The sequence below is a fragment of the Flavobacterium sp. CS20 genome, from assembly GCF_018080005.1.
In the GTDB taxonomy this organism is placed as follows: Bacteria; Bacteroidota; Bacteroidia; order Flavobacteriales; family Flavobacteriaceae; genus Psychroflexus.
Genome location: NZ_CP073015.1, coordinates 2,221,106 through 2,239,181, shown reverse-complemented (window position 1 = coordinate 2,239,181; position 18,076 = coordinate 2,221,106). Strand labels below are relative to the sequence as shown.

The 18,076-nt window shown below is 33.9% G+C and carries 17 protein-coding genes, 1 tRNA gene and 1 pseudogene; 4 read left to right on the top strand and 15 right to left on the bottom strand.

What is annotated here, in order from left to right:
- Positions 1 to 97 precede the first annotated feature (97 nt).
- The 8 genes and pseudogenes from IGB25_RS10545 to IGB25_RS14975 all read right to left on the bottom strand — a co-directional run bounded on the left by IGB25_RS10545 (position 98) and on the right by IGB25_RS14975 (position 7,744).
- Positions 98 to 268, bottom strand: a complete 171-nt coding sequence (locus IGB25_RS10545; protein ID WP_211064976.1) for a hypothetical protein — start codon at positions 266 to 268, stop codon at positions 98 to 100.
- Positions 265 to 2,160 carry a peptidylprolyl isomerase gene (locus IGB25_RS10540; RefSeq protein ID WP_211064975.1) on the bottom strand — a complete coding sequence of 632 codons (1,896 nt, stop codon included), beginning with the start codon at positions 2,158 to 2,160 and terminating at the stop codon, positions 265 to 267. Before IGB25_RS10540 ends, IGB25_RS10545 begins: the two co-directional genes overlap by 4 nt.
- Before the next feature lie 98 nt (positions 2,161 to 2,258).
- Complete coding sequence (locus IGB25_RS10535; protein ID WP_211064974.1) at positions 2,259 to 3,551, bottom strand: hemolysin family protein; 1,293 nt, start codon at positions 3,549 to 3,551, stop codon at positions 2,259 to 2,261.
- A gap of 268 nt (positions 3,552 to 3,819) precedes the next feature.
- The gene (gene lptC / locus IGB25_RS10530; RefSeq protein ID WP_211064973.1) at positions 3,820 to 4,329 is read right to left on the bottom strand and encodes an LPS export ABC transporter periplasmic protein LptC; all 510 of its coding nucleotides are present in this window, start codon (positions 4,327 to 4,329) and stop codon (positions 3,820 to 3,822) included.
- A 54-nt stretch (positions 4,330 to 4,383) separates the two neighbouring features.
- A complete protein-coding gene (locus IGB25_RS10525; protein WP_211064972.1) occupies positions 4,384 to 5,760 on the bottom strand; it encodes a M48 family metallopeptidase in 1,377 nt (458 codons plus the stop codon).
- Between the two features lie 14 nt (positions 5,761 to 5,774).
- A complete protein-coding gene (locus IGB25_RS10520) occupies positions 5,775 to 6,884 on the bottom strand; it encodes a lipid outer membrane transport protein FadL-like protein (RefSeq protein ID WP_247653485.1) in 1,110 nt (369 codons plus the stop codon).
- Positions 6,885 to 6,888: 4 nt separating this feature from the next.
- Positions 6,889 to 7,017: a hypothetical protein gene (locus tag IGB25_RS15195; RefSeq protein WP_256437214.1), complete on the bottom strand. Its 129-nt coding sequence runs from the start codon at positions 7,015 to 7,017 to the stop codon at positions 6,889 to 6,891.
- Positions 7,010 to 7,744, bottom strand: a pseudogene (locus tag IGB25_RS14975) (type III pantothenate kinase). The gene IGB25_RS15195 and the pseudogene IGB25_RS14975 overlap by 8 nt, the downstream one beginning before the upstream one ends.
- Positions 7,745 to 7,916: 172 nt before the next feature.
- Between IGB25_RS14975 and IGB25_RS10505 the strand changes: the two are divergent.
- A tRNA-Phe gene (locus IGB25_RS10505) sits at positions 7,917 to 7,990 on the top strand.
- A 65-nt stretch (positions 7,991 to 8,055) separates the two neighbouring features.
- Here IGB25_RS10505 and IGB25_RS10500 read toward each other — a convergent pair.
- Positions 8,056 to 10,224: a prolyl oligopeptidase family protein gene (locus IGB25_RS10500; protein WP_211064969.1), complete on the bottom strand. Its 2,169-nt coding sequence runs from the start codon at positions 10,222 to 10,224 to the stop codon at positions 8,056 to 8,058.
- A 345-nt stretch (positions 10,225 to 10,569) separates the two neighbouring features.
- Positions 10,570 to 11,217 carry a 2OG-Fe(II) oxygenase gene (locus IGB25_RS10495; protein ID WP_211064968.1) on the bottom strand — a complete coding sequence of 216 codons (648 nt, stop codon included), beginning with the start codon at positions 11,215 to 11,217 and terminating at the stop codon, positions 10,570 to 10,572.
- 395 nt (positions 11,218 to 11,612) lie between these two features.
- On the opposite strand from IGB25_RS10495, the gene IGB25_RS10490 reads away from it, so the two are divergent.
- The 3 genes from IGB25_RS10490 to truB are packed head-to-tail and all read left to right on the top strand — an operon-like array spanning position 11,613 to position 13,485.
- Positions 11,613 to 12,494, top strand: a complete 882-nt coding sequence (locus IGB25_RS10490) for an ABC transporter permease (protein WP_211064967.1) — start codon at positions 11,613 to 11,615, stop codon at positions 12,492 to 12,494.
- 4 nt (positions 12,495 to 12,498) lie between these two features.
- Positions 12,499 to 12,774, top strand: a complete 276-nt coding sequence (locus IGB25_RS10485) for a DUF3098 domain-containing protein (RefSeq protein WP_211064966.1) — start codon at positions 12,499 to 12,501, stop codon at positions 12,772 to 12,774.
- A 9-nt stretch (positions 12,775 to 12,783) separates the two neighbouring features.
- Positions 12,784 to 13,485 (top strand): tRNA pseudouridine(55) synthase TruB, encoded by a 702-nt coding sequence (truB, locus tag IGB25_RS10480; RefSeq protein WP_211064965.1) that lies wholly within the window; start codon positions 12,784 to 12,786, stop codon positions 13,483 to 13,485.
- Between the two features lie 675 nt (positions 13,486 to 14,160).
- Here truB and IGB25_RS10475 read toward each other — a convergent pair.
- The 5 genes from IGB25_RS10475 to IGB25_RS10455 all read right to left on the bottom strand — a co-directional run bounded on the left by IGB25_RS10475 (position 14,161) and on the right by IGB25_RS10455 (position 17,922).
- Complete coding sequence (locus IGB25_RS10475) at positions 14,161 to 14,766, bottom strand: IS3 family transposase (RefSeq protein ID WP_256437276.1); 606 nt, start codon at positions 14,764 to 14,766, stop codon at positions 14,161 to 14,163.
- Between the two features lie 6 nt (positions 14,767 to 14,772).
- Complete coding sequence (locus IGB25_RS10470) at positions 14,773 to 15,027, bottom strand: hypothetical protein (protein ID WP_211064963.1); 255 nt, start codon at positions 15,025 to 15,027, stop codon at positions 14,773 to 14,775.
- A complete protein-coding gene (locus IGB25_RS10465) occupies positions 14,979 to 15,275 on the bottom strand; it encodes a transposase (RefSeq protein ID WP_211064962.1) in 297 nt (98 codons plus the stop codon). Before IGB25_RS10465 ends, IGB25_RS10470 begins: the two co-directional genes overlap by 49 nt.
- Before the next feature lie 1,290 nt (positions 15,276 to 16,565).
- Complete coding sequence (locus tag IGB25_RS10460) at positions 16,566 to 17,138, bottom strand: thioredoxin family protein (RefSeq protein ID WP_211064961.1); 573 nt, start codon at positions 17,136 to 17,138, stop codon at positions 16,566 to 16,568.
- A gap of 433 nt (positions 17,139 to 17,571) precedes the next feature.
- On the bottom strand, positions 17,572 to 17,922 hold the full coding sequence (locus tag IGB25_RS10455) for a toxin-antitoxin system YwqK family antitoxin (protein WP_211064960.1): 351 nt from the start codon (positions 17,920 to 17,922) through the stop codon (positions 17,572 to 17,574).
- Positions 17,923 to 18,076 lie beyond the last annotated feature (154 nt).

Genomic DNA, 18,076 nt, shown 5'->3' with positions numbered 1-18,076 from the left:
ATAAATTAACCTCAGTTGAATGGGTAGAGATATTGCAACAAAAAAGTCGCCTGTTTAGGACAGCTTTATTTAATAATATTTTTAAAAGGTTTGAAGGTTAATAAACCTTTGCCCTATTGTCTTTAATGTCTTTAGCTTTTTTTAAAGCTTCAATAACATCATTTTTAGGGTTTTGTAGTTTTTGGATGCGTTTTTGAGTTTCTTTAAGTGCTTCATTTTTATAAGAAGCTAAGGCAGGAGCTTCAGTTTTTTGAATTAATTTAATCACATAAACTCCTTTTTACCTTCAACAAGTTGGCTAATTTCACCTTTTTCTAAAGCAAAGGCTACTCCTACGACTTTAGGTTCATCACCAGCACCAGGAATTAGCGGGTTTTGCATATTTACAGCATTAGCTGTTTGAACGCTAACATTAAATTGACTGGCAATTTCATTTAAATCTTGTGAGTTTATTTGAGAGATAATTGCTTTGGCTTTTTTCTGTTTTTCTAAAATGGGAGTTACTTTTGCTGAAGCTTGTTGAGCAGACTGTAAGCCTTCTTTTTTAATTTTGTTAAGTTGAACTACAGCGTAACCTTTGTCTATATCAAATTGCTTAATATCGCCAGCTGAACTCTCTTCATTGAATGCCCAATTTACAATTTGTCGTTGTGCACCAAGACCAGGAATTTGCTCGTCTAAGGCTTTCACGCCAAGAACAGGCTTAACTTCATAATTGTTTTCTTTTGCAACTTCAGTAAACTCGCCATTCTTTGCGTTTAATAAAAAGTTACCAGCATTTCTGTAAACTTCATTTAAGGTTTCTTCAGAAGGTTTGATCTTAACCACTAAATCAGCAAACTTATACATTGTGCTTTTTTCTGAATGTTCTTTGACGTGGATGACGTGGTAACCAAATCTTGTTTCAACAACTGTTTTAAAGCCAGGCTCATTGTTGAAAACAGCCTCGTTAAAAGCAGGGACAAATCTGCCATATCCATTCCATCCTAAATCACCACCTTTTTCAGCACTACCAGTGTCAGCAGAAAATTCTTTAGCAAGCTCATCCATTTTAGATGGATTAGCTTTTATAACTGCAAGCAGGCTATCGGCTAAGTTTTTAGCTTCTTCTGGTGTACGTTGTATGTTTGGGTCTTGAGTTGAAATTAAAATATGACTTGCTTTGGCTGAGTCTGGCATTTTTTGGGTTTCGACTAATTTAGTAGCCTTCCAAGCCTCAGATGTTTTGTATAGTCTATAAACTTCACCTATATCTAATGATAGAAGTTCATGCTTTATATCAGATGGTAATTGGTTTTCAAATTTAAAAGTTGCGTTGTACGGTTCATCTGAATTTATATTGATAAATGCACTTTCATCTTCAGTTGTTTTAAAATCTTCGATAAGATTTTCTAAATTGGCTTTAGCCTGCTCAATATCTTTTTTTGAAGGTTTGTCTTCAAATAAAACATATTGAATATCTCTTTGAGCTTCTTGTTGAAATTGCTTTGGATTTTTTTTGATATAATTTTCTATTTCCGAAGTTGAAACTTCAACATCTTCTGCTTTATCAAATGGAATACGAACCACTTGAAAACTTACATTGTCTGACTGTAACTTATAATTTTCTTTGGCTTCGAGCAAAGTAGCACCAACGCCAGCTTTAATAAGGTTAAAGTAGATTTCTTGTTTTACTTGGTTGGCAACGCTATTTTCATAGTTTTGCCACTGTTGAAATTGTTGAGGTTGTGTTTCTTTTAAGTTTGCGAGATATTCGGTCATTACTGCTTCGTCAAAAAAGCCTTCGCTATTAGAAAAATTTGGATTTCCTGCTAAGGTTTCAGAAAGTTTAGCAATAATTTGGTCACGACCAACTTCAATTCCAAGTTCTTCAAACTCTTCTTCCAGGGCAAGTTCTTGGACTTTAGCATCCCAAACTTGTTTAACGGCTTGCATGGTTGTTGCACGACCTTGAGTTTGTTGGATGTAGTTTTCAACGTTTTGAGCAAATTGAACTCTATCGATTTTTTTATCGCCAACTGTTCCTATTTCTTGAACAGATTTTTCAGAAGAAAAACCACTAGTGTTGATTAAATCTGACAATACAAAGGCAAAAAGTGCCAGTGCAATTATAAGGATAAGGATTGCTGTTTTTTTACGTATTGAATTTAATATTGCCATTTATGCTTTTTTTATAAAAATATAGTTTGCGAAAATAAGGTTTTTGTTGAAAATAAGTCATATATCGGCTTATTATTTATCTGACAGTCTCTTTTATTTTATTTGTCTTCTTGTTCATTCACAGAAAGTTGTATGAGTTCTATTTTTTTGGTAGAGGCTTCAAGAATTTTGATTTTAAAATTATCAATGACAAAACTGGTGTTGGCTTCTGGAATTTCTTCAGCGTGATTCATAATGTATCCACCCAGAGTTTCGTAGGATTCACTTTTGGGAATATTGATTTTATATTTTTCATTGAGGTAATCGACTTCGTGTCGTGCTGAAAATTTGTAAGTATTTTCTTTAACCACTTCTTCAATAAGTACTACTGGGTCGTGTTCGTCTTCTATTTCGCCAAAGAGTTCTTCTACGATGTCTTCTACGGTCATCATCCCACTTGTGCCACCGTATTCGTCTATAACAACGGCAATGCTTTTTTGTTTTTTAATTAAGTTGTTCAGGATTTCTTTGACATGAACAGTTTCTGGGACAAAGATTACTGATCTTAATATTTCAGAGATATGTTGAGGATGTTTAAACATTTCAAAGGAATGCACATAACCTATTATATCATCGTTGGTTTCTTTGTAAACCAAAATTTTTGAAAGTCCTGTTTTTGTAAATAAATCGATGAGTTTATTGGGGTTTTCATCAATTTCAACCGCTACAATTTCGTTTCTTGGTATCATCACTTCTCGTGCTTTGACATTTGAAAACTCCAGGGCGTTTTGAAAGATTTGAATTTCTGAATCCACCTCTTCATCAACTTCTTTAGACTCCATTTGCTCGCTGATATAGTGACCAAGCTCAACTTTTGTGAAATTGAGTTGAACGGTATCGCCTTTGACTTTAAATATTTTTTTAAGGATAATATCCGTCAATCCAATTATAAAATCTGTAAATAGCCAAAATATGTAGTAAAAGATAATGGCTGGCAGGGCTAGAATTCTAATAATTTGATTGGCATAAATTTGAAAAAAAACCTTAGGTAAAAATTCTGCAGTAACCAAAATAAGTGCAGTAGAAATTAAAGTTTGAGTAAATAATTTAGCCTCGTGCGTAAAATAATACAAAACCGAATTATTTGTATGGAAATCAGCAAGCCAATCGGTTAAAACATCACCCATAAACAAGCCATAAATCACTAAGGCGATATTGTTGCCAAGTAGCATTGTGGCAATAAACTTTGAAGGTTTTTCGGTAAGTTGTTTTAGAGCTTTAGCAATAAAGTTGTTTTGTTTTTTTTCAATTTCAATATGCAATTTGTTAGAAGAAACGTAGGCAATTTCCATACCTGAAAAAAAAGCAGATAGCAAAAGGGAAATGATAATGATGAGCCATTCAATTTGCATTATGACTTGTCTTTATATTTATTTCTAAAATGTCTTTTAAAAAAGAACATAAAAATGGCAACTAGGGCTAAAAAAATAAGGAGTAAAGCTTGTTGATAGGAATCTTGCCAAACCACAAAAGCTCGAACTACAAATAAAATGGCAAATACGAGATAAGCGTATTGAAAGAATTTAAAAAATTTCACGGCTATAAAATTAGATTTTACAAAGGTAAGAAAATATTAAGCCATTAAACGCAAAGTGTATTAGCTATCGATGTAACTTTAGCCTAAAGTGAGTTGTCTTCAATGACTTGTATTCCGGTATTGGTTCTAGAGTTAAACACCGTAAATTCTTGGTCAGAGTCAAAGCCTGTGCCATTATTTTCGGTACCGTTAGCTAAGCGTATTTTGTAGTTTCTGTCTGTAAAGACCCATTGTTTAGCTGTATCCCAATAGAGTTGAGAAGTGGTTAAAACAAGGCTATCAGATGTGATAATTTTCACGTTTTTTCTCATATCAATAAGATTAGAATTGGCGTGAACAATTGCAGAATCGGCTATGACAGTGTTTTTTGTGGAATCGCTATTAAAGAAATCTACTTCAACCCCAATAGGAAATATTCTGTAAGGGTATTTTTCATGAGAATAATCTAGCATTTTTGGACTTTTTAAGTTAGCCTTTACAACACCACTATCGGTGAAAAAGAGATTGATGTTTTTGGCAACACCTTGTGGTGTATTGACTTCTAAATTAAATTTATTGACTTCGTTGAGGTTGCTATCACAAGCAAAAAGCATTGCAGAAAAATTATCACTACAATGCTTTTTAAAGTTATTATTTTAAGTTTCATTTTAAAGGTTTGGCACTTTTACGCTACCGCCAACCCAACAAGAGAAAGTTACAGTTTTGCCTTGCATACCTTCTTGGAAAATATCAGATTTTGAGGGAGCACGTTGCTCGTAACTATTAGCGGTTTCTGTGGCATGACTTTTTAAACTTGCATCTACGCTTGCGGCACGTCTTGCATAATCTGCGACTTTCCAATAAACCGCTCTTTTTTCAAAAGTTGTATTACCGCAGTTGTTAGCACTGCTAGCAATCATGTCTGCTATTCTTAGATAAGCAATACCCATAGAAGGTTTGTTATTCAGAGCTAGGTTGTAGTAATTTCTAGCAGAAGAAAAAGCCCCTCTTTTTTTATAGACTTCAGCGATGCTAAAATATGCTTTAGCTTTGTCAAGTGGTTCTTTTTCTAGTTCAGCTGCGTTTTTGTAGTATTCTAAAGCTTTGTTGGCATCGCCATTTTGCATAGCTAATTTACCAAGGTATAAAGCTGTTTTTGCAGAAGGTTCAATATCGTGAAGTGCTTCTACCAATTTAAAGAATAACGGATCAGAAGTACAGTCTTTTGCGTTCATTCTTGAAGAAGCAATTCTAAGCCAGTTTATATCTGTTTTCTTTTCTTCAAAATTCTTATTATACATTGGTATAAGGTTGTCACAATCAGCTTTATCTCCTAACACTTTATTAATTCCCTTTTTGATCAAGTCGTAATTTTTAAGATAAATTTCAGCATTTTTTTCTTTTCTTTTTTCTTTTGCAGTCAACTGTTCACCGTTTTGTTTTTTATCTAAAATGTCTTTAGCCACTACGGCTTGCTCATTTTCCATTCTTTCTATTTGATTGATGATTTGATCGTATTTTACAAATAGGTCATTTATAGATTTTTTGCCAGCATCTACTTGTTTATCATATAATAAGAAGTAAATGTAAAGCCCTTTAGGAGAGTGAAAGTTATCACTATCTTTATTCCAAGATTCTTCAAAGTAATTAAATTGTTCGTCAAGGCTACCCAGATCATTTTCATACATTATTTTACCAATTTCAGCATTGTATTTACCAAAAGGAGTTTCATTAGTAAAATGTTTCATTCTTAATTTGATATTATCAATCATCATTTGGGCATATTCCTTTTGTTTGGATTTGTCTCCATTTTTTTGAGCCTTATCAACAAGTTCTCCAAACATTTTATCAGCCCGTTTATATAAAACAATATTGAAATCAGGGCATTCTTTTATAAGTTTTTCATACCGTGGTAAAGCATCTTGATAAATTCCAGCCTTTGCACTATCATTAAACAAGCTTAAATTTTTTGTACATTCTTGGGCTGTAATGTTGTTTAAACCCAAAAAAGCTGTTACACATAAAACAAACAGTTTCGTTTTCATAGTTTATATATTGTTTAATTATACTTTGGTTTTTGAAACCATAAATCATTAAAGGACAAACTTACAAAAAAACTGAAATAATTTTCTTGAATTAAATCATTTGTTGTTTTTCCGCGTTGCCAAAATTCAGCACCAAGATTAATATTGGTGAATAATCGACCTGCTGGTAGTCCTACTCCAAAAGATATGCCAAACTCATCTATCGACTCTCCTTTATATTCTAGACCTGTCTGTTCATAGCGTAATCCAGCCCTATAAACTATACGTTTCAAATAGCCACGAGGTGCGTTGAATCTTGGTATAAAAAAGCCACCGAGCTTAATTTGGTTAGATGATACAAAATCTAAGTCGATATTATTATTAAAATTTATTGCAGAAAAATCACTCTTGCTTTGATAAACATATTCTAATCCTGCAAACCATTTTCTGTCTTGACCAATACCTATACCAGCATTAATTTTTGAACCGAAATCAATTTCTGAAGATGTGGTAATGGCATCATTGCTGTCAATTATAATTTCGCCGCCATCACTACCAAAAACAATGGTGGCGAGCTGTCTATCATTATCAATATTTAAAGAAGTTTCTGGCGAATAGGATAAAGCTGTTTTAACGGTATATTTTTTCTTGAACTCAAATTGGTGTTGCAAGCCTATATCAAAGGTAAAGCCACGAATGTTGGTATTATTAATCTCTCTTGAAGAGCGTTCTATGTTGTTTTGAATTATTAAATTTTTATTTTCAATGTCACCAAAATTATAATTTAGGGTTACACCAACACTTAAATTTTTGTAAGCGTTAAACCCTGCAGAGATATATGATGTATTAATGCCACCTCTCCCATTTAATGATTCTGCGATATTATCCTCAATATTTTGTATTTCATAACCTACGGCTGATAGAGGTTTAAGTCCAAAACCTATCCCAAGTTTTTTGAGAGGAATACCTATACCTATGTAATCTATCGTTGAAAATTTTATGTTGTCTGTTTGTGAGCCTTCTTCAATTTTAAGACTATTGGCTGTTGTAGCTATACTAAAAGTTGTAAGTTTCAGCTTAGAGTAAGATGCTGGGTTTTGTAAATTGAGATGAATACTATCTGAAAATAAACTAATTCCTCCCATCGACCTATTTTCTGTGAGTACCTTTAAAGGTATTGTTACCAACACCAAAAAAAGAATATGGCGAAAATGTGCCTTCTTGTGCATTGAGGTTAACGGTAAACAGTAATAATAATAAAAATGTTTTTTTAATCATTCAAAAGATATTCGAGTATAGCATGCAATCCAACTAGTTGAAAAGTTGAGTTGGCAAATATGCTATTTTTTAATTGTGCAGACAAATATTGTTGGTCTCCACCTGTTAAAATAACTGTTAAATCTTTATAATCAGACTTATAACGTGTAATATTTTGATCTATTTCATATACAACTCCTTGAATTACACCATTTAGTATAGCATCTTTGGTCGTTTTGCCTAAAGGTGAAGTCATTGGTTTTTCAATTTTTAGCCGAGGTAAATTAGCGGTAAACTGATGTAAGGCTTTAAAACGCATATCTAATCCTGGAGAAATATTCCCGCCTAAGTAAGCATTTTCAGCCGATTTGAAATCGTAAGTGATACATGTCCCAGTATCTATTACCAACACATTTTTATGTGGATACATTTGATGAGCTCATACTACTAATGCCAAGCGGTCAAGGCCTAATGTTTCAGGAGTTTTATATAGATTTTTGAAAGGTAGCGGAGTTTTATGATTGAAATGGAATACTTTAAAATTTGCATTAAAAAACTCAATCCACTTAAAATCGACCTTTCCAGAGGCGACATATATTAAATTTGGAGTTTCATCAATTTTGATCAATTGTTTTTTGAGATGTTGAAGAAACAGAACAGGTTTAGATTTATTTTGCCAAACAATCTCATTATTTTCAAAAAAAGCACCTTTAACAAAAGTATTACCAATATCTATAACTGCATTCATAGGTTGCAAATGTAATAAATGATTTTTTTGAATAATTGTTTTGGCAATACAATAATTGCATATATATTTGCAAACCCAAAACTGGTGCCTTAGCTTCTCGAAGTATCGGGAGTAGAGTAAAGGACTGAAAATTAAAAAATAAAGTAAAAGCCATAATTGGGAAATTAAAACTGGTGCCTTAGCTCAGTTGGTAGAGCAAAGGACTGAAAATCCTTGTGTCCCTGGTTCGATTCCTCGGAGGCACCACTTTCATAAACCCTAATCGCTTAAAAAACAAGCTTTTAGGGTTTTTTGTTGAAAACTTCTAAAATCTACAAATTTGTTTTTGCTGGATAAGTGTAAGGCAATTCTTCAAATTTCATATTAAAAAGTGTAAAGGCAAAAATATCCACTATCTCTTCAATGACCATTGAAGTAGGTTTGCCAGCACCGTGACCTGCATCGGTTTCTATACGAATTAAAACAGGATTATTACCAGCTTGCTTGGCTTGTAGTTCAGCGACAAATTTAAAACTATGAGCTGGCACAACTCGGTCATCATGATCTCCAGTGGTTATTAAAGTTGCAGGATAAGCTATGCCCTTTTTAACATTATGAACGGGTGAATAATTGTATAAATATTCAAACATCTCTCGACTATCTTCTGATGTGCCATAGTCATAAGCCCAACCAGCACCAGATGTAAACGTGTGATATCTCAACATATCAAGCACGCCAACTGCAGGTAGAGCCACTTTCATCAAATCAGGGCGTTGAGTCATGGTTGCACCAACAAGCAAACCACCATTAGAGCCACCACGAATAGCAAGGTAATTTGATGATGTGTAATTATTTTCTATTAAATATTCACCTGCGGCAATAAAATCGTCAAAGACGTTTTGTTTTTGCATTTTGGTGCCTGCTTTATGCCAAGCTTTGCCGTATTCGCCACCTCCTCGGAGATTAGCTACAGCGTAAATACCGCCTTGTTCTAACCAAATGGTATTGGCTGTACTAAAACTTGGTGTTAGTGAAATATTAAATCCGCCATAACCATACAAGATAGTTGGATTCTGACCATTTAACTCTAGACCTTTTTTATGCGTGATGATCATTGGGATTTTTGTACCGTCTTTGGATGTGTAAAACACTTGTTGGCTTTCGTAATTTTCAGTATCAAAATCTATGGCAGATTTTCTATAAAGTTCAGAGATTCCATTTTCAATATCGTATTTATAAATTGAACCAGGAGTGACGTAATTAGTAAAACGATAATACAATTCTTTTTCTTCTTTCTTAGCTCCAAAGCCACTAATGGTTCCTATTCCTGGCAGTTTAACTTCACGGATAAGTTTGCCAGATTTATCGTATTGTTTAATTTGAGAAATGGCATCAACCATATATTCAGCAAAAATATAACCACCGCCTGTTGATGGGCTCAACACGTGTTCTGTTTCTGGAATAAGATCCGTCCAATTTTCTGGAGATAGATTGGGAAAATCAGCCTTTACAATTCTACCGTTTGGAGCATTGTAATTGGTGTACATGATGATTTGGTCATCTTGGTTGTCGAGAATATCAACATCACTATCGTAGTTATCCATTACTGGAATGGGTTGAGCATCAGGTTGGGTTAAATCTTTAACGAAAAGTTGATTACCCGAGGTTGATTTGCGAGCGGAGATATACAGATATTTATTGTCATCAGTGACATTGCCAGAAACATAACGGTGTTTTTCTTTTAGTGTACCGCCAAATATAAGCTGATCTTCTGATTGATGAGTACCAAGTTTGTGGTAATACAATTTGTGTTGATCGGTTTTGGCAGAAAGCTCACTGCCTTTTGGTTTGTCATAACTGGAATAATAAAATCCTTCATTAGCTTTCCAAGAAATACCACTGAACTTCACATCAACAATAGTGTCATCGATGACTTCTTTGGTTTCAGTGTTCATCACTATTATTTTACGCCAATCGCTTCCGCCTTCAGAAATAGAGTGTGCTGATATTTTGCCGTTTTCAGAGAAACTCAAAGAAGATAGAGAAGTGGTGCCATCATCACTAAAAGTATTAGGGTTTAAAAATATTTCAGCTTCGGCTTCGGTTTTTCCTATTTTGTAACGGTATAAAACCGATTGATTTTGCAAACCGTCATTTTTTGAAAAATAGACATAGTTACCTTCAAAAAATGGAGCTCCAATTTTTTCGTAATTCCAAATTTCTGTTAAGCGTTTGATGAGTTGGTCTCGGTAGGGAATTTTGTCAAGATAAGCTTGTGTAACTTTATTTTGAGCTTTAACCCAAGCTTCGGTTTCTGAGCTACGGTCGTCTTCAAGCCAACGGTAAGGGTCTTTTACCTCAGTGCCAAAGTAGGTGTCAACGGTATCGACGGTTTTGGTTTTGGGATAGGTCATTGAGGTCTCTTGTTGGTTAGGTGTATTTTGATTGGAATTGTTGCAAGCTATCAAACTTAGAATAATTAGATAATACGGCGTTTTCATCGTGTTTTATTTTTTTAAAGAAATTGTAAATGTAATTCATAAAAATTAAAGTTTAGAAAACAAATGAATTGAAGTTTCTCTACATGAAGCATGGAAAGAATCAATACCTGTTGACAAAGGTTATAATTTTTTGTTGTTTAAAAAAAAAACACGTCAATGCAAGTCTGACTTTAGCTCTGTCTTGGGTAGAGTAGAAAAGATGATGTGAGAGTGTATTTTGTATTGAAATTTATAACGAGATATACGATAGAATAGTGCTAAAATTCATGAGATTACTTCGTCCTATCAATGACTTGGTAAAACATCATACTGCTGAAATAAATGAAATGGCTTAGTCTTGTTTGATTACCTCACTTTCAACCAACCAAGAATGCTCAACCTTAAACCTTGTTTGATAGGTTTGACTTCGTGTTCTAAAACTTGACTTTCAAAGACGACTAAACGACCGAATTTTGGAAGAATTGAAATGGCGTTTTCTTGGTTGTTGGTTTGTTTGTAAATCACCAATTCGCCACCATTGGTAGCTGACCAATTTTTGTTGAGATATAACACTATCGACAATTTTCGTCTTTGATCGTTTTGAAAGGTATCGAGATGTCGCTTATAAAACCGACCTTGAGGATAGACGGCAAAGTGAAATTCTTTATGCAAAATACCCATAAAACAGGTGCGGTTAAGGTAATCGATAAACTGCTGGATGTGGTTTAAAAACCGAAGTTCAATTTCATTTGGCATTTTATCATTGATCCATTGGATATAATCGCCCCTGATTTCAGTTTTGATATGCTCGTCAAAATGTTTGCCGATAGCGGCTTTTTTGAGTTCATCAGCTTGGTATAATGCTAAAATATGCTGGTGCAGGTGTTCTAAAAGTTCTTCATCAAAAAAATCATCTGTCACAGCGTAATGTTGATTTTGAAGTTGGGAAATGATGTTTTCGTAAGCCTTGTGAAAACTACCATTTAATTGTTCGGATAGTAAAGTTTTTGTCATTTTTTGTCAACACCTTTTGGATAAAAAAGGCTTGTAAAAATAAATAATTTTATAGTGGTATTTTGCCACAAATGCACTAATAATTTTGAATTTACAAATGCTTTTACTGGAGATAAAATAATTTAGAGATGTTTTTTTGTTAATTAACCCGCAAGGCAGAACAAATTTGTGCCTTGCGGGTGCTACGCTTGATTGGAATGGAAACCCCGTAAAGCCCAAAGCCTTAGACTTGTGCGGCTGAAGGGCTTGACCTTAGGAAAGACCTGCACCTGCAAACAAGTCTTGGCTTGGGGTCATGGCGTTGAAATGGAAAGCAAGGTGACGTCCTGAAAAAAATAAATTCAACTTTAGAGCGTTTCAACTAAGAGTTTTATATTTTTACCAAAATTTAACGCGTGGCCAGATCGTTTGAAAAATATCAAAAACGGCGATTGATTTCGTCTTATATTTCTGTGGTGATCAGTATTGGTTTGGTGCTGTTTCTCGTGGGTTTGCTCGGTATTTTGGTGATTAATACGCAAAAGGTTGCTAACCATTTTAAGGAGCAAATTGCGATGAGCATTTACCTGAAAGACCAGGCGAAGGAAATTGAAATTGACCAACTGCAAAAGCAATTGGCATTGGCAGACTACACAAAAAATACGGTTTATACGTCAAAGGAGGAAGTAGCTGAAATCTATAAACAAGATATCGGCGAAGATTTTATGAACTTTTTGGGCGATGCTAATCCGTTGCCACAGTCGATAGACGTGTATTTTAAAGCTGATTTTGTGAATGAAGTGCAACTGGTAGAAATTGCACGTGACTTATCTGAAAAAGATTTTGTGGCTGAGATTGTTTACGACAAACCTTTGATTGCTTTGCTGAACAACAACATCAAAAAAATCAGTTTTTGGGTGTTGGTCATTTGTGGCGTGTTTACGTTTATAGCGGTGTTGTTGATCAACAACTCGATACGGCTTTCTGTTTATTCTAAGCGATTTGTGATTAAAACGATGCAGATGGTTGGGGCGACTAAAGGATTTATTCGTCAGCTTTTTATTTGGAGAAGTGTTAAGCTTGGAATTATTGGTGCAATATTAGCGATGCTTGGAATGGCAACGGTTTTGTATTTTTTAGACCAAACTTATCCAGAGCTTGATTTGTTGGTTGATGAATTGTTGCTTGCCGGATTATTTGTTGCTGTATTTTTATTGGGTGTGCTTATTTCGTGGTTCAGCACCTTTTTGGCTACGCAACGCTTTTTGAATTTAAAAACAGACGAACTTTATTATTAAGATTATGGGTGGAGAAAGCAAACGCAAAGAAGAATTGAAAGAACAGAAACAAAATGCCTTTATTTTTGAGCGTAAAAACTATCTGTTTATGATTATTGGCTTGGTGGTGATTGCCATCGGGTTTATTTTGATGAGTGGTGGTGGTAGTGATGACCCTGAAGTGTTTAACCCCGATATATATAGTCCGCGACGTATCCGTTTGGCACCAACGATTGTGATTATTGGTTTTGCTATTGAGGTTTACGCTATTTTGCTCAATCCCAACAAAGGCAAATCTTAAGCTTTGGGTTTGGACAGTTCTGAATTTTCTAAAGATTATTTTCTAAACGGTGCGGTGTTGTGTTTCGATAAACCACTACATTGGACGTCTTTTCAATTGGTCAACAAATTGCGTTGGCTTATCAAACAAAAATACAATCTCAAAAAAATTAAAGTCGGTCACGCTGGCACACTTGATCCTTTGGCTACAGGCTTAGTCATTATATGCACGGGCAAAGCCACTAAAACTATTCCAGAGTTGATGGGGCAAGCCAAAACCTACACCGGTGAATTTACACTTGGGGCAACGCGTCCGTCATTTGATATGGAAACGGAGATTGATGCGGAGTTTCCGATTGAACACCTTAATGCGGAACTTATCAAAGCCAAAACCCAAGAGTTTACGGGCAAAATACTTCAACAACCGCCTGTGTTTTCAGCTTTAAAAAAAGAAGGCAAACGCTTGTATGAATATGCAAGAAAAGGTGAAGCGGTAGATATTCCAAAACGCGAAGTTGAAATCACAAACTTTGAGATTAGGCTTGTAGATTTGCCTAAAGTCAGATTTGAAGTTACTTGTAGCAAAGGTACTTACATTCGCAGTTTGGCTCAAGATTTTGGGCAAGCTTTGGATAGTGGTGCATATTTATCGGCATTGCGACGCACTGCTGTTGGGAATTTTAGATTGGAACAGGCCTTGAGTTTGGAGCGGTTTGTCGATGAGTTAGGATAGTTAAAAAACTATTACATTTCATAAGACGGTCTGCATCATTGGTCAGGCTTCGTTTTATGGTTTTTCCTGCAAAGTCAAACAGGCGAAATGAGGTTTTGGTTTAATTTACAGATTTTAATAAACTCACTTTGGACAACTTTAGCCACTAATGCACTAATGCATATAAGATTTAATAATGCATTGATGAGCAAAGAGAAAAAAATCAAGATTAGCGATAAAAGCTTAAAGTATTGGTCTCAAATAGATTGTCTATCTCAAGCTTGATTTTGATATTTCCAAAACTTCGGAGTCAGGCTTTACTCCAAAAATCACTTAATTTGATGGCTTTATTTAATTGAGTTACTTAAATCGAACTCACGTAAATTTTAATAAACTCACTTTGGACAACTTTAGCCACTAATGCACTAATGCATTAATGAGCAAAGAGAAAAAAATCAAGATTAGCGATAAAAGCTTAAAGTATTGGTCTCAAATAGATTGTCTATCTCAAGCTTGATTTTGATATTTCCAAAACTTCTGTATCAGGCTTTACTCCAAAAATCACTTAATTTGATGGCTTTATTTAATTGAGTTACTTAAATCGAACTCACGTAGATTTTAATAAACTCACTTTGGACAACTTTTAAAATACCTCGATTTGTTTAGACCATTATCAGTTGATTCTTAGTTGATTTTTTAGGTCGCATTTTTATATTTTTCAATTGGTTTTTCATTGATCCCTTGATGTTTTTTATTGTGGTATTTATCCATCCATTTTTTTATTCCTTTATATAGGGTTATTCCATCCTCAGCTGGGTTAAGATATATATGTTGATACTTTATGGTTCTCCAAAAGCGTTCGATGTAAATGTTATCTAAAGCTCTTCCTTTACCATCCATACTGATCTTGATGTTCTTCTTTTTAAGTAGTTCAACGTATTGTAAGCAAGTAAATTGGCTGCCCTGATCTGAGTTTAGTATTTCATGCCTTCCGTTAGTCTTAATAGCTTGTTTAACGACTTCTATGCTGGCTTGAGCACCTAATGTATTAGATAGACCCCATCCCATAATAGCACGGCTATAGACATCTATAATCGCAGTTAAGTACATAAATCCTTTTTCCATAGGGATGTAGGTAATATCTATCTCCCAAACTTGATTTGCTTTGTTAATATCCAGGTTCTTCAATAGATAGGGATATACATATTTTTTCTCGCCTAAGACCGTTAAATGTCGCCTTGGGTAAATAGGACGTATATTTGCTTTACGCATTAATCGTCTTACTCGTTCATACCCAGCTATTATACCTTAATCTAATAGCATAGACTGCATGGTCAAAACCCCAGCTGTTGGTTCTTCTAAGATATGTTTATCCATGATCTGCATAATCTCAAGGTTTTCCGGTTTCTCTCCAATAGGCTTGTAATAAAGACTACTTCTGGTGATGTTCATAAGTTGACATTGTTGTCTTATACTTAATGACTTATCTTCACTACTTAAAATTAGTTCCTTTTTCATCCCAACAGATCCAACTTCTTCAAGTTTTTTTTTAAGTAATCCCATTCTACTTCAAGCTTGCCGATTTTTGCATAAAGTTTGTCTAAATCAACATGTTCTTCTTTGGGTTTAGGTGATTTTTTATCAAAAACATCCTTTGATTTTTCTAAAAACTCTTGTTTCCACTGACTAATTTGGTTTGGATGGAGTTCAAAACGTTCTGCTAATTCAGATAAACTATAACGCTCTTTTAAAGCTTCTAAAGCGACTTTTGATTTAAATTCTGATGTGAATTTTCTTCTTGATTTTTTCATATTTTTCATTGTTTAAAGTTAATAAATTTTCAACTTAAACAATGGTCCGAATTTGTCGAGGTATTATATTTAGCCACTAATGCACTAATGCATATAAGATTTAATAATGCATTAATGACCAAAGAGAAAAAAATCAAGATTAGCGACAAAAGCTTAAAGTATTGGTCTCAAATAGATTGTCTATCTCAAGCTTGATTTTGATATTTCCAAAACTTCGGAGTCAGGCTTTACTCCAAAAATCACTTAATTTGATGGCTTTATTTAATTGAGTTACTTAAATCGAACTCACGTAGATTTTAATAAACTCACTTTGGACAACTTTAGCCACTAATGCACTAATGCATTAATGAGCAAAGAGAAAAAAATCAAGATTAGCGATAAAAACTTAAAGTATTGGTCTCAAATAGATTGTCTATCTCAAGCTTGATTTTGATATTTCCAAAACTTCGGAGTCAGGCTTTACTCCAAAAATCACTTAATTTGATGGCTTTATTTAATTGAGTTACTTAAATCGAACTCACGTAGATTTTAATAAACTCACTTTGGACAACTTTAGCCACTAATGCACTAATGCATATAAGATCTAATAATGCATTAATGAGCAAAGAGAAAAAAATCAAGATTAGCGATAAAAGCTTAAAGTATTGGTCTCAAATAGATTGTCTATCTCAAGCTTGATTTTGATATTTCCAAAACTTCGGAATCAGGCTTTACTCCAAAAAATCACTTAATTTGATGGCTTTATTTAATTGAGTTACTTAAATCGAACTCACGTAGATTTTAATAAACTCACTTTGGACAACTTTAGCCACTAATGCACTAATGCATATAAGATTTAATAATGCATTAATGAGCAAAGAGAAAAAAATCAAGATTAGCGATAAAAACTTAAAGTATTGGTCTCAAATAGATTGTCTATCTCAAGCTTGATTTTGATATTTCCAAAACTTCGGAATCAGGCTTTACTCCAAAAATCACTTAATTTGATGGCTTTAGGTGTAAACTATTGATACTAAAAATAGAACTGGCACTAAATTAACGTGAGTTTGATTTATTGAAAGTTGTAAATCAGATGATTACATCTTTTTGTAAGCAAATTTTGTCATTTCGAACGAAGAATGAGGAGAAATCTCATCCACCTGAGATGTCTCGTCGCTCATGCTTCAATCTATCGACATGACAAATGATTAAATATCTGTATTTTATATGAATATATTTTATTGGAATTTATATCAAACTGGCACTAAATTATATAGACTCTAATTGGGCTTTGATGTCTTTAACAATGCCTTAGCCTTTGTCTTTGTTATACCATTTTTGCAAGTTTTCTTTAAGCTCATCTGTGAGTTGACCGTGTTTGTCTTTATAGGCTTTAACCATTTCAGTAGCTTCGGTAGGTCTTGGACCCCAAGTAAATAAGACGTTGTTCTCATCGTCAAGTGCGATAAGTTTAGGAATGGATTTGCCACCGTTGGTTAAGAATTCTTGCATTAGCTCATCATTGTCGTCTCTTAGCACAACTTTAAGATCAATATGAGGTGAAGCTTCAGCAATAGCATTGATAATAGGTAAAGCATGTGCAAGATCGCCACACCAACTTTCAGCAAGGACTAAAAAGGTGATAGGTTTTGATTGATTTTTGAAAAAAGCCATGTCGTTTTCAGAGAGTTTAAAGGATTTATCCCAACGTTTTATGCGTTTTATCGACAATTTGGAATAATTGAGCATATCTTCATTTTGGGTATGTCCTGTAGATTGACCTTTGTTGATTAAGTTGCTGACTAAAGTTTTAAAGCCTTCATAAGACAGGCTGTTTTTTAGAGCGTTTTGAATTGTGGTTTTCAAATCTGTGATGGTGTTCATATATAAAATGTTTTAAAGTTTATGTTTATGTTCGAAATAATACAAAACTACTTACTCAAATTTGATAGATAAATGATATCGGTCATCAAAAATAGTGATAAACACCGATTATGGGATAGAGTATAAGCAGTCAATATTTTTGAATGCTTGATGTTTAAGAAATGTTTTGTGAGGGAATTAGGTCGGTCAAATCAGTTTTCGATACGATTTTTAGTGTTTTAAAAACACTACCAATGGCGTCATGGTTTGATTTAAAATTCGTGATACTGTTATGTTTAAGTTCGAGCGAAGTCGATAAATACACACATCTCGACTTTGCTGGATGCTCATTTTAAAACGTTAATTAATATTAAACTCTAATTATTCAATAGGGAATAAAAAACCCGCATCATTAGACACGGGTTAATTTAGAATAAATTTGAAATAGTGATTGCTATTTTTCACTTGCAAAAATGGTTTCGTTTTTATAAGTCGTGACATTAGCAATGTCGTTGTTGTTATAATCTACTTCTACCAATTTGTCTTTTTGCCAAAAGAACCATTTACCAGTTTTGTTTCCTTTATGATAATAGGCGACTGCATTTTTTTTGCCGTCTCTATCATAGGCAATCCACTGACCGTGAAGTTTACCATTTTTATAAGTGCCTTCTTGTTGAATCACTCCGTTGTCATAGTAAAAGATACCTTTTACTAAATCGCCTTTTTTGAAATATTCTACATTGCTTTCTTGTGCAAATAACATTCCACCAAAAAGGCAGGCTACAATAATCATCATTGTTCTCATCGTCTTGTCATTTAATGTTATGGGACAAAGATACAATATACTTACGTATAATTTACTATTACGTAACATTAATTTTACATTAAAACTGTAAAACACTGATATATATCATATTACGAATGTGAATTAATTAACATTAAAGTTAACATTATGGTGG